General features: G+C 63.0%; 18 protein-coding genes and 1 riboswitch. Of the genes, 1 reads left to right on the plus strand and 17 read right to left on the minus strand.

The genetic code is table 11. The annotated features are described in order from the left end of the window. Positions 1–36 precede the first annotated feature (36 nt). The 3 genes from RA25_RS09250 to RA25_RS09260 all read right to left on the minus strand — a co-directional run bounded on the left by RA25_RS09250 (position 37) and on the right by RA25_RS09260 (position 5,191). Positions 37–1,020 carry a GlxA family transcriptional regulator gene (locus tag RA25_RS09250; RefSeq protein ID WP_039171739.1) on the minus strand — a complete coding sequence of 328 codons (984 nt, stop codon included), beginning with the start codon at positions 1,018–1,020 and terminating at the stop codon, positions 37–39. Between the two features lie 23 nt (positions 1,021–1,043). Then, positions 1,044–3,518, minus strand: a complete 2,475-nt coding sequence (locus RA25_RS09255) for a GcvT family protein (protein ID WP_152612181.1) — start codon at positions 3,516–3,518, stop codon at positions 1,044–1,046. 152 nt (positions 3,519–3,670) lie between these two features. Beyond that, complete coding sequence (locus RA25_RS09260) at positions 3,671–5,191, minus strand: trimethylamine methyltransferase family protein (protein ID WP_039171741.1); 1,521 nt, start codon at positions 5,189–5,191, stop codon at positions 3,671–3,673. 93 nt (positions 5,192–5,284) lie between these two features. Between RA25_RS09260 and RA25_RS09265 the strand changes: the two genes are divergently transcribed. Then, positions 5,285–6,199: a LysR substrate-binding domain-containing protein gene (locus RA25_RS09265; protein ID WP_039171744.1), complete on the plus strand. Its 915-nt coding sequence runs from the start codon at positions 5,285–5,287 to the stop codon at positions 6,197–6,199. 1 nt (position 6,200) lies between these two features. Here the strand turns inward: RA25_RS09265 and RA25_RS09270 are convergent, their stop codons facing one another. The 14 genes from RA25_RS09270 to metK all read right to left on the minus strand — a co-directional run bounded on the left by RA25_RS09270 (position 6,201) and on the right by metK (position 20,588). Beyond that, positions 6,201–7,061 (minus strand): metal ABC transporter permease, encoded by an 861-nt coding sequence (locus RA25_RS09270; RefSeq protein ID WP_029204970.1) that lies wholly within the window; start codon positions 7,059–7,061, stop codon positions 6,201–6,203. Next, the gene (locus tag RA25_RS09275; protein ID WP_039171747.1) at positions 7,061–7,939 is read right to left on the minus strand and encodes a metal ABC transporter permease; all 879 of its coding nucleotides are present in this window, start codon (positions 7,937–7,939) and stop codon (positions 7,061–7,063) included. Before RA25_RS09275 ends, RA25_RS09270 begins: the two co-directional genes overlap by 1 nt. Beyond that, complete coding sequence (locus tag RA25_RS09280) at positions 7,939–8,856, minus strand: manganese/iron ABC transporter ATP-binding protein (protein WP_052254210.1); 918 nt, start codon at positions 8,854–8,856, stop codon at positions 7,939–7,941. The genes RA25_RS09275 and RA25_RS09280 overlap by 1 nt, the downstream gene beginning before the upstream one ends. Positions 8,857–8,951: 95 nt before the next feature. Further along, complete coding sequence (locus tag RA25_RS09285) at positions 8,952–9,854, minus strand: metal ABC transporter substrate-binding protein (RefSeq protein ID WP_019297676.1); 903 nt, start codon at positions 9,852–9,854, stop codon at positions 8,952–8,954. 109 nt (positions 9,855–9,963) lie between these two features. Beyond that, the gene (locus RA25_RS09290; protein WP_039171750.1) at positions 9,964–11,514 is read right to left on the minus strand and encodes a sulfatase-like hydrolase/transferase; all 1,551 of its coding nucleotides are present in this window, start codon (positions 11,512–11,514) and stop codon (positions 9,964–9,966) included. A 143-nt stretch (positions 11,515–11,657) separates the two neighbouring features. Further along, positions 11,658–12,413, minus strand: a complete 756-nt coding sequence (locus RA25_RS09295; RefSeq protein WP_039171754.1) for a maleate cis-trans isomerase family protein — start codon at positions 12,411–12,413, stop codon at positions 11,658–11,660. 13 nt (positions 12,414–12,426) lie between these two features. After that, positions 12,427–13,593, minus strand: a complete 1,167-nt coding sequence (locus RA25_RS09300) for a M24 family metallopeptidase (RefSeq protein ID WP_039147793.1) — start codon at positions 13,591–13,593, stop codon at positions 12,427–12,429. A 134-nt stretch (positions 13,594–13,727) separates the two neighbouring features. Then, the gene (locus tag RA25_RS09305; protein ID WP_039171757.1) at positions 13,728–14,873 is read right to left on the minus strand and encodes an amidohydrolase; all 1,146 of its coding nucleotides are present in this window, start codon (positions 14,871–14,873) and stop codon (positions 13,728–13,730) included. Between the two features lie 167 nt (positions 14,874–15,040). Beyond that, on the minus strand, positions 15,041–15,574 hold the full coding sequence (locus tag RA25_RS09310; protein WP_039147383.1) for a hypothetical protein: 534 nt from the start codon (positions 15,572–15,574) through the stop codon (positions 15,041–15,043). Between the two features lie 97 nt (positions 15,575–15,671). Then, entirely contained in the window at positions 15,672–16,295 is a 624-nt protein-coding gene (locus tag RA25_RS09315; RefSeq protein WP_019297670.1) for a (d)CMP kinase, read from the minus strand. Beyond that, positions 16,292–17,638 (minus strand): 3-phosphoshikimate 1-carboxyvinyltransferase, encoded by a 1,347-nt coding sequence (aroA, locus tag RA25_RS09320; protein ID WP_039171759.1) that lies wholly within the window; start codon positions 17,636–17,638, stop codon positions 16,292–16,294. The genes RA25_RS09315 and aroA overlap by 4 nt, the downstream gene beginning before the upstream one ends. Positions 17,639–17,724: 86 nt before the next feature. After that, on the minus strand, positions 17,725–18,501 hold the full coding sequence (gene trmB, locus RA25_RS09325) for a tRNA (guanine(46)-N(7))-methyltransferase TrmB (protein WP_039171761.1): 777 nt from the start codon (positions 18,499–18,501) through the stop codon (positions 17,725–17,727). 79 nt (positions 18,502–18,580) lie between these two features. Then, positions 18,581–19,237, minus strand: coding sequence for a COG3904 family protein (locus RA25_RS09330; protein ID WP_039147392.1), 657 nt, complete (start codon positions 19,235–19,237; stop codon positions 18,581–18,583). Between the two features lie 169 nt (positions 19,238–19,406). Beyond that, the gene (gene metK, locus RA25_RS09335) at positions 19,407–20,588 is read right to left on the minus strand and encodes a methionine adenosyltransferase (protein WP_019297666.1); all 1,182 of its coding nucleotides are present in this window, start codon (positions 20,586–20,588) and stop codon (positions 19,407–19,409) included. A 6-nt stretch (positions 20,589–20,594) separates the two neighbouring features. Next, a riboswitch (SAM-SAH riboswitch) is annotated at positions 20,595–20,643 on the minus strand. Between the last annotated feature and the right edge of the window lie 11 nt (positions 20,644–20,654).

Raw genomic sequence — 20,654 nt, forward strand, 5'->3', positions numbered from 1 at the left:
AGGCACCGCCCTGGCCGCTGGCCTAGGGCGGACGCCTCAGAACGGCCGCTCCTGATGCGGTGATTTACCAAAGTAACGGCGGTAGACCTTGGCGAAATGGGTCTGGCTGTTAAAGCCCGCCGCCAGCGCCACGTCGATTATCCGCATGTTGGTCTGCAGCAGCAGGCTGCGCGCATAGTCCAGCCGCAGCTTGGTGTAGTAGACCTTGGGCGTGGTCTGCAGATACTTGGAAAACAGCCGCTCCAACTGACGTACCGACAGGCCGACCAGATCAGCAATGCCGCCGGGGGTTAGCGGCTCTTCCAGGTTGCTGCGCATCAGCCCCAGCGCCGCGGCCAGTTTTTCGTGCCGAACGCCTGCGCGCCCGAATTCGGAAACCGTCTGGTCTTGACTGCCCTTGCGGGCCGAGGAACAAACCATCAGATCCGCCGCCGCGGTCGCCGCATCAGCCCCGTGATGATCCGAAATCAGGTTCAGCATCATGTCGACCGTGGCTGTGCCGCCGGCGCAGGTGATCAGTTTGCCGTCGATGGTGAAAAGCGAGTTTTTCACTTCCACGTCCGGGTGCATCTCAGCCAGCGTCGCGCGCTGCGCCCAATGGGCTGAGGCCTGACGCCCAGCCAGCAGACCGGCCCGTGCCAGCGCCATGATGCCTCCGCCCAGCGCCGCCATGGGCAGCCCCATCCGCTGCGCCTTCCGAAGCCAGCCCAGCACCTTCAGCGAGATCCCCGGCTCCACCCCCTGGCCGCCGCAGACAAACACCATGCTGCCGCGCGCCAATTCCGGCAGGCCGCCGTCCACGGCCACGCCCAGCCCGTTCGGGGCGGTGACCGCCTGCCCGTCCTCGCTGACCACGCGCCAGTCATAGCGCGCAGTCCCGCCATGTGTATTCGCAGCCTCCAGCGCCGCCACCGCGCTGGCCAGATCCAGCGGCGAAAAGGTCGGCAGCAGCAGGAAGATGCAGCGGCAGGCCGGCACGGCCTCAGCCGCTTCGGGGAGCGTCCGCATGGGTTTGGTCATGGCTTACGCTCCCCCGTCCCGGATCAAGCGCGCATATTGGCGCCGTTGGCGTCATAGATCGGCGCGCCCAGCACCTCGGCGTCATACATCTCGCCCAGGATCTCCACCTGCAGCCCGGTGCCGGCCGCGGCGTGCTCCGCCGAAACATAGCCCATCGCCATCGACGTCTTTGCGTGATGCGCATAGCCGCCGGAGGAGATGTAGCCAACGGCCTCGCCGTCCTTCAGGATCGCTTCGTCGTTGGAGACATCAATGCCATCCACGTCGATGGTCATGGTGACCAGCTTGCGGCTCGGACCGGCCTCGCGGGCCTTCAGCGCGGCCTCCTTGCCGACGAAATCCTTCTTCCAGTTGATGAAGACATCCATGCCGCTCTCCGCCGCATCGAAATCCGGGCGGAAGTCCAGCGTCCAGACACCCCAGCCCTTTTCCAGCCGCATCGACATCAGCGCCCGCGCCCCGTACCAGCGGTAGCCCAGATCAGCGCCCGCCTCCTCGATCGCCTCCGCCAGGCGCAGCAGATACTGCGGCTTGCAGTAGATCTCGTATCCCAGCTCACCCGAGAAGCTGATCCGGTTCAGGATCACCGGCACGCCGCCCACGAAGGTCTGGCGCAGGTCGCGGAACTTGAACGCCTCGCCCGATACATCCTCGCGGGTGATCCGCTGCAGCAGTTCCCGCGACTTCGGCCCCGACAGGGCAATCCCGTGCCAGTCGTCGGAGACGTTCTGGTACGACACATCCGCGGGCAGATCCTTCTCGAACCAGCGGCGGTGCGCCTCCTGCATGGCGCCGGAGCCGAACAGCATGAAGTGATCCTCCCCCAGGCAGGCCACGGTCAGATCGCCGTACAGTTTGCCCTTCGGCGTCAGCATCGGCGTCAGCGTCAGGCGGCCCGGCTTCGGCACATAGCCCGCCAGCACGTGGTCCAGATACGCCCGCGCGCCCGCGCCCTTGAATTCATGCTTGGCAAAGTTGGCAATCTCGATGCCACCCACAGCCTCGCGCACCGCCTTGACCTCGCGCGCCACATAATCGTGGCTGCGGTTGCGCTCAAACGTCGGCTCTTCATGGGCGTCCTCCGGCCCGTCGGCAAACCACAGCGCGTTCTCCAGGCCAAAGCCCTGGCCCATCCGCGCGCCCTTGGCAACCAGCCGGTCATAGAGAGCAGTCGTTTTCTGCATCCGCCCCTTCGGCAGGGTCTCGTTCGGGAAAGTCATTACAAACCGGCGCTCATAGTTCTCGGTCGACTTCACAGTGCCCCAGTCGGGGGTCGCAAACTCGCCGAACCGCGCCACATCCATCGCCCAGACGTCGATGGACGGCTCGCCGTCGATCATCCACTCCGCCATGGTCAGGCCCACACCGCCGCCCTGGCAGAAGCCCGCCATGACGCCGACGGCGCACCAGTAGTTCTTCATGCCCGGAACCGGGCCGATCATCGGGTTGCCGTCGGGGCCGAAGGTGAAGGGCCCGTTGATCATATCCTTGATGCCCGCCTCGCCGATGGCCGGGATACGCTCAAACGACATCTCCAGACGGTCGGCAATGCGGTCCAGATCGGGCTGCAGCAGCTCATGCCCGAAATCCCAGGGCGTGCCATCCACCTTCCAGGGCGTGCCCTTCGGCTCATAGGTGCCCAAGAGCATCCCCTGCCGTTCCTGGCGGAAATAGATGTTCGCCTCATAGTCGATCCCGGCCGGCAGGCGGGTCGGGTGGTTGGCGACCGCGTCGATCTTGTCGGTGATCAGATAGTGGTGCTCCATCGGCTGCACCGGCAGGTTGATGCCCTGCATGTGGCCAACTTCCCGCGCCCACAGACCGCCGCAGTTCACAATGTGCTCCGCGTTGATCACCCCGCGCGGGGTCACCACGTCCCAGCTGCCGTCCGGACGCTGGGTGGTGCCAGTCACCGGCGTATGGGTGAAATACTGCGCCCCATGCACCTTGGCGGATTTGGCAAAAGCGTAGGTCGCGCCCGACGGGTCCAGATCGCCGTCCTGATCATCCCACAGCGCTGCATGGTAATGCTTCGGATCAATCAGCGGGTGGCGTTCCGCCACTTCCTTGGGGCTGATGAATTCCTGGTTCAGCCCCATGTAACGTGCCTTGGAGCGTTCCCGCTTCAGATAGTCATACCAGGTCTTGTTCGACGCCAGATAGAACCCACCAGTGATGTGCAGACCCACCGAGTGGCCCGAGGTCTCCTCGATCTCCTTATAGAGGTCGATGGTATAGCTCTGCAGGCGCGAGATGTTCGGGTCCGACGAAATCGTGTGGATCTGCCCTGCCGCGTGCCAGGAGGAGCCGGAGGTCAGCTCATCCCGTTCCAGCAGCACCACGTCCTTCCAGCCGAACTTGGCCAGGTGGAACAGGATCGAGCAGCCAACCACACCGCCGCCGATGATCACCGCCTTGGCGTGGCTCGGCAGCTTCTTGTCGCCGGTGCTCTCCTCTTTGTGGATGTTGAGCGTCGATTGGGCAAAATTGTCTGACATGGATTTGTCCTCAGGTCCGGGGCAAAGCGCGGGATTTGCGGCAAGTGGCACCCAGGGGGTGCACAAGTGGTGTACGGGGGGTGCACAGGGGGTGCCGGGGCAATCCGGCATTTCCTGCATAAGCTGTGGAAATGGGTGAAGAGTTTCTTAACTCAGTACCACGCATCCGGGATCTCCTCCTTGCGGCGGGCGACATAGGCGGCCAGTTCCTCTTTCACCGCCTCATCCATCGGCGGCGCCTGATATTCATCCAGCATCTGGTTCCAGCGTTCATAGGCGCGCTGGCGCATGTCCTTGGACCCGCCCTCTTCCCAGCTCTCGACATTCTCGCTGTCGCTCAGCTTCGGCTCATAAAACGCGGTCTGGTAGTTGCGCATGGTATGGCCGGAGCCCAAGAAATGCCCGCCCGGCGCAACCTCGCCATAGGCATCGCGCGCCATCGCCTCATCGCTGGTATCCAGCCCCTGGCTCAGCACTTTCTGGTAGGAGCCCAGCCGGTCCGCATCCATGATCAGTTTCTCGAACCCGGTGCACAGGCCGCCTTCCAGCCAGCCCGCCGAATGCAGCACAAAATTGGCGCCGGCCAGCATGGTGGAATGCATCGAATCCGCACTTTCATAGGCCGCCTGCGCATCCTCGATCTTGGAGGCTGTCAGCGAGCCGCCGCAGCGCAGCGGCAGCCCGGCGCGGCGGGCCAGCTGGCCGATGGCATAGTTGGAAATCACCGGCTCCGGCATCCCGAATGTCGGTGCACCGGACTTCAGCGACATCGACGACAGGAAGTTGCCCAGCACAAAGGGCGCGCCGGGACGGACGATCTGGGCAAAGGCGCAGCACATCATCGCCTCGGCCATCGCCTGCGCCACCGAGGCGGCGGTAGAGACCGGCCCCATGGCACCCGAGAGGATAAAGGGAACAACCACAATTCCCTGATTCCGCCCGCAATAGACTCTGATTGCCTCTGTCACCACCTTGTCCACCAGCAGCGGCGAATTGGTGTTCACATTGCCCATTATCACGCAGTTGTTGTCCATGACGTCCTTGCCAAAGACAATCTCCGCCATGTCGACACTGTCCTGCGCGCGGGACATCTCGGTGATGGCGCCCAGATGCGGTTTATCGCTCAGCGTCATATGAGCAAACAGCATGTCGAAATGGCGCTTGGAGACCGGCACATCACAGGGCTCGCAGATCACAAACCCGCCGTGATGCAGGTTCGGATGCATATAGGTAAGTTTCACCAGCTTCTCGAACGCGGCCATGTCGCCATAACGCCGCCCACCTTCCAGATCGCGCACAAACGGCGCGCCATAGATCGGGGCAAACACCTGATTGTTGCCGCCAATGGTGACCGACCGCGCCGGGTTGCGGGCCAGCTGGGTGAACTCCCGCGGCGCCTTGGCGCAAAGCGATCGGATCCACTGCGCATCGGCGCGGATCGTGTCGCCGTCGATCTTTGCCCCGGCCTCTTTCCAGATCCGCAGCGCCTCCGGGTCGTCGCGGAAGGCGATGCCGACCTCCTCGAAAATCCAGTCAACCTGGGCTTCCAGCTTGACCAGCTTTTCCTCGTCCAGCGCGTCAAAGAACGGCAGCGAACGCTGGATCCAGGGCGAAGCCGGAGCGCCGGCGGGGGCAGTGTTTCTGTCACGGGATGCGCGGGCGCGTCGGGCCATGGGGCTCTCCATCTTCAGGCGTTGCGGAACAATAAGACCCGGCGCAGATGTTGTGACGGTTGAAAATTCTGATGATTTGGATAACACACAGTTATGCAAGAACTCTGGAAACTCCTCACCAGCCCCCGCCACCTGATCGTCTTCGAGGCCGCCGCCAGGCATGGCTCTTTCACGCGGGCGTCGGAGGAATTGAACGTGCAGCAGCCTGCCGTCAGTGCGGCGGTCAAGCAGCTGGAAGCGTCGTTGGGCGTTATTTTATTCCGCCGCGGGCACCGGAAGGTGGAGCTGACCGGGGCGGGGATGAGGCTTTACACCGATGTCTCCAAAGCGCTGGAGGACATCCTGTCCTCCGCCAAGGCGGTGCGGCAGTTCGGGCGCAATGACCATGTGACGCTCAATTGCTCCTCCGCCTTTGCATACTACTGGGTGATGCCAAGACTGGCCCAGCTGCATGAGGCGTACCCTGATATCGACCTGCGTTTGCAAAGCTCCGACCGGGAACCCGATATCAATACCGAAGGCATCTCGCTGGCGGTGCGCCGCGGCGACGGCAATTGGCCGGACTGCCATTCAGCCCTGATCGCACCTGAGGTGATCTTTCCGGTGGCCAGCCCGCGGGTGATGGCCTCGGCGGTCAACCTGGCAACAGTGCCGAACCTGCTGCATGAGCGGCTGATCCATCTGGAGGAACCGATCCGGGAGCGCCCTAGATGGCAGCAGTGGTTTGCCCATTTCGGGGTCACAGGCCAACTGCCCGCCGCGGGGCTGCGCCTCAACGACTATGCGCTGGTGCTGCAGGCAGCGATTGCGGGTGAGGGCTTTGCCTTCGGCTGGCAGCATGTGACCGAACCGCTGATCAAACAAGGGCTTCTGGCCGCGCGCAAGGACTGGTCCTGGACCACCGGGTCAGGGTTCTATCTGGTGTGGTCCAAGACGCAGGACTTGGTTCCTAACGCAGAACTGGTGCGGCAGTGGCTCCTGGATATGGCAAAACCCGGAACCGCGTGACTCACGCGGCTCCCGTGGCTTCCCTGGCCCGCTGCTTCGAGGTCTTGCGGGTCAGGTAAAGGCGGCGCACAAAGGCCAGCACAAACAGCGCGCTCAGGATCAGCACGATGGTCGGCGCAGGCGCGCTGTCGAGGAAGAAGCTGGCATAGGTGCCCGCCAGCATCGAGATCATGCAGACCAGAACTGAAACCCACAGCATGGTGCTGAACTTGCGCACCACCAGGAAGGCAATGGCACCGGGTGCAATCAGCAGGCCGATGGCCAGGATCAGACCAGCAGCCGACAGCGTCGCCACGATGGTCAGCGACAGGGCTGCCAGCAGCCCGTAGTGCAGCACCGTGACCGGCAGACCGGAGGCCTGCGCCTGTGCCGGATCGAAACTGTGCAACAGCAGGTCTTTCCATTTCAGGACCAGCGCGGCACCAACCACCAGAGAGATGATGCCAGCTGTCCAAAGCTCATCCGGTTCCACCCCCAGCATATTGCCGAACAGGATGTGGTCGAGGTGTGCATTGGTTTCAACCGAGACATAGAGCACGATGCCCAGCCCGAACATGCCGGAAAACACCACCCCCATCACGGTGTCCTGCTTGACCCGGCTGTTGCCGGACAGAAACCCCGTAGCGACAGCGCAGAGCATACCGGCCGCAAAGGCTCCGATAATCAGCGGCAAACCAACGATATAGGCCAGCACGATCCCCGGCAGCACGGCATGGCTGACTGCATCACCCATCAGCGCCCAGCCCTTCATCACCAGGAAACAGGACAGGAGCGCGGTGGGGACCGAGACGATCAGAGAGATCAGAAAGGCGTTCTGCATGAACGCGAACTGGAACGGCATCAGCAGCGTATCGAGGTCCATCATGCAGCCCCCCCTTGTGCCGCCGGGCCGCGTTTCAGCGCCTCGCGCGCCTTGCGCTTGGCCGCCAGCAGCCCGTGTTTCGGGGCGAAGACAAAGACCACAATGAAGATCACGGTTTGCAGCGTCACGATGATGCCGCCGGTGGCCCCGTCCAAAAAGTAGCTGGCATAGGCGCCGAAGAAGCTGGTGAGGGCACCGATAAGCACCGAGACCAGGATCAGCCGCGGGAAGCGGTCGCACAGCAGGTAGGCGGTCGCGCCCGGCGTCACCACCATGGCGATCACCAGGAACGCGCCGACGGTCTGCATTGCCGCCACCACGGAGGCCGATAGCAGCACGAAGAACACCGCCTTGAGCAGGCCGGGGCGCAGGCCGATGGTGCGGGCGTGGTTTTCGTCAAAGAAGGTGACCATCAAATCCTTCCACTTGGCCAGCAGCACCGCCAGCGAGACAAAGCCGATGATCGCCAGCTGCAGTGTATCCTCCGGCGTGATGGCCAGGATATTGCCCATGGTGATGGTCTGCACCGAAACCGACATCGGACTGATCGACACGATGAACAGGCCGAGGCCAAAGAAAGAGGTGAAGATCAGGCCGATGATCACATCCACCTTGAGCCCGGAGCGTTCCGACAGAAACAGCATTGCACCGGCAGCCAGACCGCCCGCGATGAAAGCGCCCAGCGCAAAGGGCAGGCCGAGGATGTAAGCACCCGCCACCCCCGGCACCACAGAGTGCGAGAGCGCATCGCCAATCAGCGACCAGCCCTTGAGCATCAGATAGGCCGACAGGAAGGCGCAGACGCCGCCAACCAACGCGGAAACCCACATTGCATTGGTCATATAGCCATAAGTGAACGGCTCCAGCAGGTATTCCATCACTGCTGCCCTCCGCCCTCGCCGCTGCCTTCGCTGGTCTGGGTTTTTTCGCCGTATTGGACAAAGGGGCGTTCGTCGTCAGTCAAGATGGTCACCTGGCGGGTGTCGCCATCGTCATGCAGCGCTTCGCCGCCCAGGGTGAAATGGCGCAGCACGCCGCCGAAGGCGTGTTCCAGGTTTTCGCGGGTGAAGGTGGTCTCGGTCGGGCCATACCCAAGCACAGTCCCCTTCACCAGCACGGTTCGGTCGCAGAACTCCGGCACGCTGCCGAGGTTGTGTGTGGAAACCAGCATCACCCGGCCTTCGTCCCGCAATTCACGCAACAGGGCGATGATCTGTTCCTCTGTCTTCACGTCCACGCCGGTAAAGGGCTCGTCCAGCAGGATCACCTGCCCGTCTTGGGCCAGGGCGCGGGCCAGAAACACCCGCTTGCGCTGGCCGCCAGACAGCTCGCCGATCTGGCGGTGGCGGAAGTCTTGCATGTTGACCCGGCGCAGTGCCTGATCGACAGCTTCGTGATCGGCCGCCTTGGGACGGCGCAGAAAGCCCATGTGGCCGTAGCGGCCCATCATCACCACGTCCTCGACCAGCACCGGGAAGGCCCAGTCGACCTCCTCCGACTGCGGGACATAGGCGACCAGATTCTTGCGCAGCGCGTCTTTGACCGTCATGCCAAGGATGCGGATCTCGCCCTGCGCGGCCGGAACAAACCCCATGATCGCCTTGAACAGGGTCGATTTGCCGGCGCCGTTCACCCCGACCAGTGCCGTCACCGTGCCGCGGGGAATGGCAAAGCTGGCATCCCACAGCGCGGTATGGCCGTTACGGTAGGTGACAGTGACGTTGCTGGCGGCTATGCCGCCATCCAGAAGCGCGGCGCTGGTGTTCATGGTGCGGGTCTCGCTGGCATCAAGCATGGGCTGTCCTGCTGAGTTACACACAGAAATTGTGTTTTGTGAAATGAAACGCCCCGCAACATCAGCTGCGGGGCGTCCGGGTTTGAAATGCGGTCTTAGTTGGTAACCTCTGTCAAACCGCGAGCAACGGTTTCCGATGTGACCTTGAGCAGATCCAGATAGGTGGGCACCGGGCCGTCCGCCTCGCTGAGCGAGTCGACATAGAGTTCTCCGCCATAAGCCACGCCGGTTTCGCGGGCGACCTGTTCAGCCGGAGCAGTGTTCACGGTGCTTTCGCAGAACACCACCGGGATGTCATTGGCGCGCACGCCGTCGATCACCGAACGCACCTGCTGCGGGGTGCCGACCTGATCGGCGTTCATCGGCCACAGGTACAGCTCCTTCATGCCGAAATCACGGGCCAGGTAGCTGAAGGCGCCTTCGCAGGTCACCAGCCAGCGCTTGTCCTCGGGGATTTCCGCGATGGAACGGCGCAGCGGCTCGATGGTGGCACGCAACTTATCTTTGTATTCACCTGCGTTCTTGACATAGACAGCGGCGTTTTCCGGATCGTGTTCGGCAAAGGCCTCGACGATGTTGTCGATGTAAATCAGCGCGTTATCCAGGCCCATCCAGGCGTGCGGGTTGGGCTTTCCCTCATAGGAGCCGGCCGCGATCGGGATCGGGTCGATGCCGTCGGTCAGGGTGACGGAGGGCACATCATCGAGGTTCGACAGGAACTGCTCGAACCACAGCTCCAGGTTCATGCCGTTCCACAGGATCAGGTCAGCGTCGGACGCCCGGACAATGTCGCGCGGGGTCGGCTCGTAGCCGTGGATCTCAGCCCCGGGTTTGGTGACCGAGACGACTTCAGCCGCGTCACCCGCCACATTGGCGGCCATGTCGGCCAGAACGGTGAAGGTGGTGACCACCTTCATCTTGTCGTCTGCCATTGCCGCGCTGGCAGCAACGGCTGCAACGGCGGCAGCGGATACGGTCTTCAGCAACTTCGGAAACATCCGATTCTCCCTTTGAAGGCACAATTGACGTACTGTTATTGCAAATCATTCTCAACTGTCAATGAAATTGAGAATGATTTGCAAAAGCGAGACACTCTTGCCTGACGGCTTACTGTGGATACCGGAGCCTGCTGCGGGGGCCGTCACCCGTGATGGCTGTCAGCGACAGCGTATGATCCATATTTTTCATCCGGTGCCGCAGCATGAGCCGGGTCAGCCGGTTAAGGTCCTCAGAATATTCAGGCTGGCTTGCCACGTTCTCCAGCTCCCCGCGCCCTTGGCTGTCAAACAGCATCGGCGGCAGGTCGGCGGCGAACTCCACCAGCGTGAACCGCTCATCCCGCAGGATTCCCAGGCAGGAGTCGCTGGCGGTGGTGCCGAGCTCCTGCTGCCACAGGGTTGGCTCAAGCGGCTCAGAAAAATCCAGCTCCGAGAAGGAATACTGCCGCCAGCCCTGCGGCGCCTCCCCGCGCAACAGCGGCAGCAGCGACCGTCCGTCCATGGAGTTCGGCACCTCCTGCCCTACCCATTCCAGGATGGTTGGCGTCACGTCGACTGACTCGGTAATGTGATTGAGGCTGGCTCCTGCGTGCTCCTCGTTACCCGGCATCCGGATGATCAGTGGCGTGTGATAGGCGGCGTCATAGACGGTCATCTTGCCCCAGGAGTGCCGGTCGCCCAGCATCTCGCCATGATCAGCAGTCAGCACCACCATGGTGTTGCCGTACTGCCCGCTGTCCTTCAGGAACCGGATCACCCGCCCGACATGGTGATCCACTTCTGTTGCCAGGCCCAGATAAACCGCGCGAAGGGTTTGGATGTTCTCATCCGTCGGCTCCAGGTCCGGAAAGCCCTCGACAAAACTGGCGGCAGTGCTTTTCCGGAGCAACGGGCCAAAGAAGGGGTGCTGCGCGCTTTCCTCTTCCGGCTCTGCCAGCCGCTGCGGCAAGGGCAGGCTGGCCGGGTCGTACATGCTGTTATAGGGCGCCGGCGCCACCAATGGCGGGTGCGGGCGGATATAGGTCAGATGCGCAAACCAGCTGTCCTTGCCGTGGGCCGGCATCGTATTCAGGAATGAGTTTGTGAGGAATGCAGTATCGCTGTCCTCTGCCGCATAAAGCGCCGGATCATTCAGCCTGGGCGCGCCGCCATCCGGTGAAACCGGCTTGTAGACGTCCCAGTAGTTTTCGAAGTCATAGCCGCGGCTCATCAGATGCGACTGCCAAGGGTAGGACATCTCCAGCCGCATCTCGGTCACTTCATGGAAGCCGTTCATCGGGTATTCGTAGGTCCGAAGCGCCGGATCGTTGGCGTCAAAGGCGCGGGGGTCCTGCGAGGTGTCAGTATAGCCGAACAGCATCGGCAGATACCCCGCCTTGCGCATCTCGGTGGCGATGTTCGGCGTGTCGTGGCGCAGGGGCGTGCCATTGCGGACCGAGCGGTGGTTCATGGCGTACTGCCCGGTCAGGATCGATGCGCGCGACGGCCCGCAAGGGTTGGTTACCGAAAAATGCCGGTTGAAGGATACCGCCTCCTGCATAAAGGTGCGGATGTTCGGCAGGTCTACATGCTCCGCCAGCGCGCCCGACAGGCAGTCCGCGCGCAGCTGGTCAATGATGATGAACAGGACATTCCGGTTTTCGGGGCGTGCGGCAGGCATCCGGGCTTCCTCGCTGGAACAAGTCAGGTTTCCGGAGACAATCTGTGGCAGTCTGCGCGCGGATTACAAGCACAGACTGTGCCGCTCCCGTGGGGCAGCCTGCCGCAGGTTGCCAGCAGGCAATTCCCGGACAATTTTAGTGGTCAGTCCGCAAGCGGCAGAGTAAACAGCTTACCGAACTGCGGTTGCGGATCTGTTACGCCCGCAAGCCGCAGCATGTGCCATCCCAGCGCCTGGTTGCTGGAGATCACTGGCACCCCTGTCTGCGCCTCGATTTCGGGAATGATCCGCAGGCAGCGCAGGTTGGTGCAAGAGATCACGATGGCATCGCAGTCTCCCTGACCGGCGACTTGCTTGGCCGCCTCTGCAATGGCCGACTCAGAGATCCGGGCCACCACCCGGTCATCCATCTGCTCAAACGAACCGAAGCCTGCAATCTCAAACCCTGCCGCTTCCAGCTTGGCGCGCATCTGCGCCGAAACCTCTGGCAGGTAGGGTGTCACAAATCCAAACCTGGCAGCGCCCAGCGCCTTGCCCGCCGCAATGATGGCGGCCAGCGGGTCGGTCACCTTGGCGTTTGGCAGAACAGTCTGCACCGCCTCGGCCACCTTGGCGGAGCCGATCACGGTCGAAGCCGAAGTGCAGCCATAGCCGATGACATCGAAGCCTGGAGCAGAGGGAAACAGCCGGGCCGAGGCCGGCAGGTCCGCCTGCATCTGCGCCAGCGTCTCAGGCCGAACCTCCGGCACCATCGGGATGCGGCTGTGATAGAGCGCGACGCCTGGCTGTGCCATCATCCGGGAGAATTCCGGTTCCAGCGTCTCGTCGGTTTCGAGCACAATTACACCCAGAGTAGCGCGGGTGCCGATGCCTTGGTCCGTTTCATAAGCGAGCTTCATAACTTTAGCTTCCTCAGATCACCGGCAGTTCCGGGGCGGCGCGCTCTGTCAGCAGCTCTGCGCCACTGGCCCGCACCACGATGTTTTCTTCGTGCACCATGATGCGGCCTGCGCCATAGCCCAGCGAGGGCTCCAGCGTCAGCACCATGTTTTCCTCAAGCACCGTCTCGTCAAAGGCCGCGTGCGAGGGCCATTCGGTCAGCTGCATGCCCAGCCCGTGGCCAAGCCGCCCAACGTCCCCCCCCTGATCGTCCATTTCCGCAATCACCGACTGCATCGCCTGGAACAGGTCACGGCAGGTGGCACCGGGTTTGGCGGCGGCAATGCCGGCCTCTGTCGCGCGCCACAGCACATCATGGGCGCGGCGCGACAGGTCGTCGGCACGGCCAATGGCAAAGTTACGGTCGAAGTCGCAGAAGTACCCGTCCCAGGTCGAACCGGTGTCCAGCATCACGATGTCGCCCGCCTGCAGAGGACGGCTGGTCGGCGGCGAGATCACGTCGCTGTAACCGCCCTGATCTGCTCCGCCAACCAGATAGGGCACGTCGTCTGCCCCCTGCGCCAGCGCCTCGCGCCGGAAGGCGCGGAACAAATCCTCAAACGGCAGGCCCTCATGGGCAATCTGCGGCACCTGCGCAAAGGTGCGCGAGCCAATGCCGCAGATGTGGCGCAGCTTTTCGATCTCGGCGGCGGATTTCACCATCCGCAGGCCACGCACCAGCGGGGTGGCATCGGCCACCTTCAGCCCCGGCAACCCCGCCATCAGGCGTTCGTAATCGCCGAGCGGCATTCTGAGCGAAGTCTCGTGCCCTTTCATCAGGCCGATAGAACCGCCGCGTCCGGCAATCGGCGACAGCAGTTCGGTCAGCAGGCTGATGCCGTCATCCTGCGGTGCAGGTGCGCTCCAGGTGCGGATGTCCTTGATCCAGGTGCGGCGCATCAGGTCGGCGCCGATCTCCGGAATGATGGCAATGGGTTTGCCTGCAGGCGGTACAAACAGGAACCAGGGCCGGGTCGGGCTTTGCCAGAACAGCGTGTGGAAGCCGCTGAAATAGCGCACCTCCGGTTCGGTCAGCAGCAGCAGCCCGTCCAGCCCCTGCGCAGCCATCAGCGCCTGGGCCTTTTCCGTGCGGGCGGCAAATTCAGACTCCGGAAAACCGCGAGCGGGAGCCTTGGACATGGTCATTTCCTTTCATGATCGCGGCAATGGCCGCCGGGCCGGAGACTGTTCCGGAACCAGGCGGCTGTGCTGGGGCGCCTTTGGGCGGCCCCCATGGTTATTTTCATCTGCGGCAGCAGGCTCGTCAAACGAGGTCAGCCGTTTACGGAAGGCAGCCGGTCACGCACCAGCTGCACCCAGTATTCCGCGCCGATGGGCAGCAAAGCATCGTTGAAATCATAATCCGCCGAATGCAGCGGCTGGCCGTGCGGCCCCTCTTCTCCGTTGCCCAAAAGCAGGAAGCAGCCCGGCACGGCGGCTGTGAAATGGGCAAAATCCTCGGAGAAGCTCATCGGCGGGCGGTTGCGGATCACCTCGCAGCCTGCGGCTTCACCTGCGCGGCAGGCGGCCTCAGCAGGTTCTGCCGCGTTGATGGTCTCGACAAATTCGGTGTTGAAGCTCACCTCTGCTTCCACCCCGTGAGTGGCGGCGACACCGGCGGCGATCTGGCGCATGAAGCGCTCCACCGCCTCGCGGTCTTCGGGCACCCGTGCACGCACGTCGCCCTTGAGCACCGCATGGCCCGGCAGCACGTTGCGCTGGCCGTCGGTCAGGAATTCGGTCACTGACACCACCGCGCCGGAGCCAGGCGCCAGCTTGCGCGCCACGATGGTTTGCAGCGCCAGCACCATTTCGGCGCCGACCGTGATAGCATCCACCCCCGCCTGCGGCATCGAGGCATGACCGCCCTGACCTTTGATCGAGATTTCAAACAAGCTTTCGCTGTTGCAGATCTGGCCGGGACGGGTCGAGACCTGCCCCACCGGGGCGCCGGGCAGATTGTGGATGGCATAGACCTCTTCGATCGGAAACTGCTCCAGCACACCTTCGGCAATCATTGCCTGCGCGCCCAGGCCGTGTTCCTCGTTGGGCTGGAAAATGAACACAACGGTGCCGTCAAATCCCTGCTCTTGCGTCAGCCGTTCAGCAGCACCCAGCAGCATCGTCATATGGCCGTCATGGCCGCAGGCGTGCATCTTGCCTGGCGTTTCGGAGACATAATCATGGGTGGAGGTTTCGGTGATCGGCAGCGCATCCATATCGGCGCGCAGCCCGATGGCGCGGTTGCCGGTACCTGCGCGCAACAGACCAACAACGCCTGCACCCACATGCACTTCCAAACCGAGGCTGCGCAATTGCTCCGCCACCTTTGCCTTGGTGCGGTCCTCCTGAAAGCCAAGCTCCGGGTGCCGGTGGAAGTCCCGGCGCATTGCGGTCAGTCGGTCCTGAAAGCTTGCCATCTGCACTCTCCAAGCTGTGTGCGGCGAAAATATGCGTCTGCACACGACTTGATGCATATTATTGCAGCTCTCAGGTGACGAAATTCATTCCCGTTCCGCCATTTCGCGGCGAAAAACGTATCCGGGACATCAGGGAAACCGCCAACCGGAGGAATCCCTTCAACGCATCAGATCTCCTCCCCCTTCTCCAGCAATTCCTCGATCAGCTGCCGCTGAATACCCGGGCTGTCGCCGCCGCCAAACTGCAACGCCCCGCCGGTGTAAAGCGTTCCATAGGTGCGGGCGATGTTGACCGTCTGTCCCAGCGAGGAAATCAGCTGGTCTTTCTTGAGCGGAGACAGGGGGTGAATGAAAACCGCCCACAGCTGTCCCTTGGCCACTGCATAACGCGCATCCAGCGCTGTGTCGAAGTTGGCCTGCATCATCCGCATCAGTTCTTCCGCTGTCAGCCCTTCGGAGGGGCGCAAGGGCACCATCGCGCGCATCCGGTCCGCCGCCGGATCGGTGACCACCAGCATCGGCACGCCGGAAATACTCAGCTGAAACCCGCGCCCGACGGGCTGCGCCTGGTCATCCAGCGCAAATAGTATCCGCCCCAGCCGCTCATAGGTCATTGGCGGTTCCGGCGCGTCCTTCGCTTCCTGCGCAAACGCGGGTGCGGCCAGCACAGATGCCATCAAAATTGCCCGCAGCCAGATCATGCCGTCACCTCCTGATTGATGCGCCTTGCCACAGGCTACTGTGCGCTGGCGCAAGGCACCATGCACAGATCAGTGAGTAACAGCGGATGATGGCTGGTCAGCCGGCAGTTTCGCGGAGGGCGTCAATCACCGTCATCGCCTTGGCCAGGGCTTCCTCGATGCTCAGGTCGCTGGTGTCGATCAGAATGGCATCCGCTGCCGGGCGCAGCGGTGCTTCGGCGCGGTTCATGTCGCGGTCGTCCCGGGCCTTCACGTCGCCCAGCACTTCCTCCAGTGTCGTCACCTTACCTGCCGCGGCCAGTTCCAGGAAACGGCGCCGGGCCCGCACTTCGGCGCTGGCGGTGACAAAGAACTTTACCTGTGCATAGGGGCAGATCACGGTGCCGATGTCGCGCCCGTCCAGCACTGCGCCGCCCGCGCGGCGGGCAAAGGCGCGCTGGAAGTCGACCAGAGCGGCGCGCACCTCGGCAATCACCGCGACCTTGGAAGCCGCCTGCGCAACCTCCGGCCCGCGCAGGTCGTCGCGCGCCAGATCCTCAGGTGTCAAGTTCTGCGCGGCTTCCACCGGGGCCGCACCATCCAGCATCTTGGCTCCGACGGCCCGGTACAAAAGACCGGTGTCCAGATGACCAAACCCGTAATGCGCGGCCAAGGCCTTGGACAGCGTACCCTTTCCAGCGGCTGCGGGGCCATCAACGGCTATGGTGAAACTTTCGCTCATGTGCGCTCCAGCTTGGCACCCAATCCGCCCATCAGGCTTTCAAAGATCGGGAAGGACGTTGCGATCGGGCTGCCGTCGTCGACGGAAACAGCGTTTTGCGCACCCATGCCCATTACCATGAAGGACATGGCGATCCGGTGGTCGAGGAAGCTTTCGCAGGTGCCGCCGCCCGGCACGCCGTCCGGCCCAAGGCCGGTAACCTCCCACCAGTCATCGCCTTCGTCGACAGTGATACCATTGGCGCGCAGGCCCTTTGCCATCGCGTCGATGCGGTCGCTTTCTTTGACCCGCAGTTCCTTGACGCCCGCCATCATGGTCTTGCCTTCCGCGAAGGAGGCAACCACCGACAGCACCGGGTATTCGTCGATCATCGAGGCGGCGCGCTCCGGCGGCACTTCGATGCCTTTCATGTTAGGCGAGTATTTTGCGCGCAGATCGGCCACCGGCTCGCCGCCCTCCTCGCGCATGTTCTCGAACGTCAGGTCCGCGCCCATGTCCTGCAGGGTGTAATAGAGGCCCGCGCGGGTCGGGTTGAGACCGATGTTTGGCACCAGCACATCAGAGCCGGGGGTGATCAGCGCCGCACAGACAGGGAAAGCGGCGGAGGACGGGTCACGCGGCACAGCAATGACCTGCGGTTTCAGCTCCGGGCGGCCGGTCAGGGTGATGACGCGGCCCTCATCTGTTTCTTCGGTGGTGATCTCTGCGCCGAAACCAGCCAGCATCCGTTCGGTGTGGTCGCGGGTGGCTTCCTTCTCGATCACCACGGTCTTGCCGGGCGCGTTGAGGCCGGCAAAGAGCACCGCCGATTTCACCTGCGCCGATGGTACCGGGACCTCGTAACGCACCGGCACCGGGTCCGCGGCGCCAACGATGGTCATCGGCAGACGGCCGCCGGAGCGGCCAACGGATTGGGTTCCGAACAGCGCCAGAGGGTCGGTCACGCGCGCCATCGGGCGCTTGTTCAAGGACGCGTCGCCGGTGAAAGTCGCGGTGATCGGGGAGGTTGCCATCACCCCCATGATCAGCCGCACCCCGGTGCCGGAGTTGCCGCAGTCGATCACGTTGTCCGGTTCCGCAAAACCGCCGACGCCGACACCGAACACCGACCAGTTGCCGCCGCCGTGGTTCACCACCTCTGCGCCAAAAGCCTGCATCGCCTTGGCGGTGTCCAGCACATCCTCGCCTTCCAGCAGGCCAGAGATCTTGGTTTCGCCCACCGACAGCGCGCCAAGGATCAGCGAGCGGTGCGAGATCGACTTGTCGCCGGGCACCTCTGCCACGCCTTTGAGCGGGTCAGCACGGTGGGAGGTCATCGGGATGGGCGTGCCGTGTCCGGACATGGGGCTTCCTTCGTCTGTCGGTCGTTCGTCTGTGCGTTTGCGCTATCGGTAACGGATTGGGCCTGGCCGGTCCAGCGTAATTGGCCTCAGCCCAGGCGGCGGAAGGTCAGGTAATGCGGGGTCCGCCCCTCTCGCAGGGCCTTCTGCTCGTACCGCGTGGAGATCCAGTCATCCCACGGCTTGCGCCAGTCGGTTGGGCCTTCGGCCAGCCATTCGAAACCGGCCTTCGGCACTTCCTCCAGGGTCTGGCGGACATAGTCGGGGATATCCGTTGCCACCCGGAAGATCGCGCCCGGCTTCAGGCAGCGGGCCAGCGGCTCCAGATGCTCCTGCGTCACAAAGCGGCGGCGGTGGTGGCGCGCCTTGGGCCAGGGGTCAGGATAGAGCAGGAAGGCGCGGGAGACCGATGCCTCCGGCAGCACATCCATCAGATCGCGGGCGTCGCCCGGATGCACGGCGATGTTATCCGCGCCCGCGTTGCGGATTTTGCCCAACAGCATCGCCACACCATTGATGAAGGGCTCCGCGCCGATGATGCCCGCATCCGGGTTGCCGACCGCCTGATGCACCAGATGCTCACCGCCGCCAAAGCCGACCTCCAGCCAGACGTCCTTGCCGCCGAACAGCGCCTCAAGGTCCAGTGGTTTGCGGTCCGGGTTTTCGTCCCAGCCAACCGCTCCGGGGCTAAGGCTGGCCAGGTCCTCGTCAAGGTAGCGCTTTTGGCTGTCCTTCAGCGTCTTGCCTTTGAACCGGCCATAGAAGTTGCGCCAGGGCGCGCCGCTGGCGTGTTTATCGGCAGCGTTTTCAACTGCGGGCCGGGTTTCCTTGGACTGGTCGTCGCGGGGCTTCTGGTCGCCGGACATGCGTCTGGGCTCCTGTTCGAGGCGTCTTTTGAAAGGCTGGCCGCCCCTGTGCCGCAAGCAGGCCCGCGGGTCAAGCCATCTAGGGCTGCTCACCCGGCTTCAGTTCCCGCAGCACCCCTGCCGCGATCAGCCGCAAGCGGCTGGGATACCATTCCCCGTCAGGATCCGTGCGCAGCGTTTCGATGGCAAAGCCCGGATCAACCCCGCGCGCAACCATATAGCTCAGGTGCTCGTAAACTTCGCTCTGGGTGTCCTCGTAGATCCAGGAGCCGAACTCAAACGGTGTTGCCCAGCGGCGGCGCTTGCGTTCGCTTCGGTAGTATTTGTGCACGGCCTCGGAGGGCCAGTTGCGCTGGTGGAAGCCAATGCTGGAGCCGATTGTCATCCGCCGCCGCTCGCCCGCGAGAAACACGTCGACACAGGCGCTGATGCAGGTACCGTCAACCAGTGTGTCCAGCCCGTATTCCAGCACCAGCCCGGCGATTTCCTCTCCGGCATAGACGCTGCCGCCGACGCTGTTGAGCTGCAGTTCAGTAATCTCAGGGCTTTTCTTCAGAATATTCCGAAGGTGCGATACGTCCTCTTCGGTGATTTCCGCCAGCTCGCCTGTCACCTCTGTTTCGGTGTCGTAGACCAGCGTCTTGCCTTGCAGGCTGAATTTCTGCGGCAGCACCTCCTTGGCGGCAACGGCGGACGCCAGAAACAGGCAGATCGTTAGAGGAATTAAGCGCAGCATCGTGGCTCCGGCAGCTGAATGGTCCCTGCGCGGAACTATGGCGCAGGCTGCCGTTTCACTCCACCCCGAACACAAGTGGTGAAGACGAAGCCTAAGGATTCGGGCGAGCGTGCCCGCAAAAGAAAGGAGCGGGCACCGGGACCCGCTCCTTTTTAGGCAATTTCCAGCTTCAGACGGCTCTCTTCAGCGCCTCGGCCAGATCGGTTCGTTCCCAGCTGAACCCCCCGTCTGCTTCCGGCTCGCGGCCAAAGTGACCATAGGCCGCCGTGCGCTGATAGATCGGTTTGTTCAGCCCCAGGTGCGAGCGGATGCCGCGCGGTGTCAGATCCATGACCTGGTCGATCGCCCGTTCGATCGCCGCCGGGTCGACCTCTCCGGTGCCGTGGGTCTCAGCATAGATCGACAGGGGCTTGGACACACCAATCGCATATGACAGCTGGATGGTGCACTTCTCTGCCATGCCCGCGGCTACCACGTTCTTGGCCAGGTAGCGCGCCGCATAAGCCGCAGAGCGGTCCACCTTAGTTGGATCTTTGCCAGAAAACGCACCGCCGCCATGCGGGGCTGCGCCGCCATAAGTGTCGACGATGATCTTGCGGCCGGTCAGACCTGCGTCGCCATCCGGGCCGCCGATCACGAATTTGCCGGTCGGGTTCACATGCCACTGGGTGGCACTGGTCAGCCAGCCCTCGGGTAGGGTTTCGCGGATGTAAGGTTCGACAATGGCGCGGATGTCATTCGAGGTCAGCGATTCATCGAGATGCTGAGTCGACAGCACCAGAGAGCTGATGCCCACCGGCTTGCCGCCTTCATAGACCACCGACAGCTGCGATTTGGCATCCGGACCCAGGGCCGGTTCGGTGCCGTTCTTGCGCACTTCCGCCAGGCGGCGCAGAATCGCGTGGCTGAACTGGATCGGCGCCGGCATCAGCGCGTCGGTCTCATTGGTGGCAAAGCCGAACATGATGCCCTGGTCGCCAGCACCTTCGTCCTTGTCCCCGGAAGCGTCCACGCCCTGCGCGATATGGGCGGATTGTTCGTGCAGCAGGTTAGTCACTTCCACTGTCTCGTGGTGGAACTTGTCCTGCTCGTAGCCGATGTCCTTGATGCAGGCGCGGGCGATTTCGTCAATCCGGCCCATGTAATCGTGCAGCTTGTCCTGATCGGACAGGCCCACCTCGCCCCCGATAACCACACGGTTGGTGGTGGCAAAGGTCTCAGCCGCGACACGCGCTTCGGGCTCCTCCGCCAGGAATGCGTCCAGAACAGCATCGGAAATGCGGTCACAGACCTTGTCCGGGTGGCCTTCGGAAACCGATTCCGAAGTGAAAGTGTAGTTCGTACGGGTCATGAAAAGTGCTCCATTGGTTTAGCCTTGCCACGCCAGGAAGCCGTTGTGACAGGTATCAAGCCGCAT

Source organism: Leisingera sp. ANG-S5, assembly GCF_000813925.1.
Lineage (GTDB): Bacteria > Pseudomonadota > Alphaproteobacteria > Rhodobacterales > Rhodobacteraceae > Leisingera.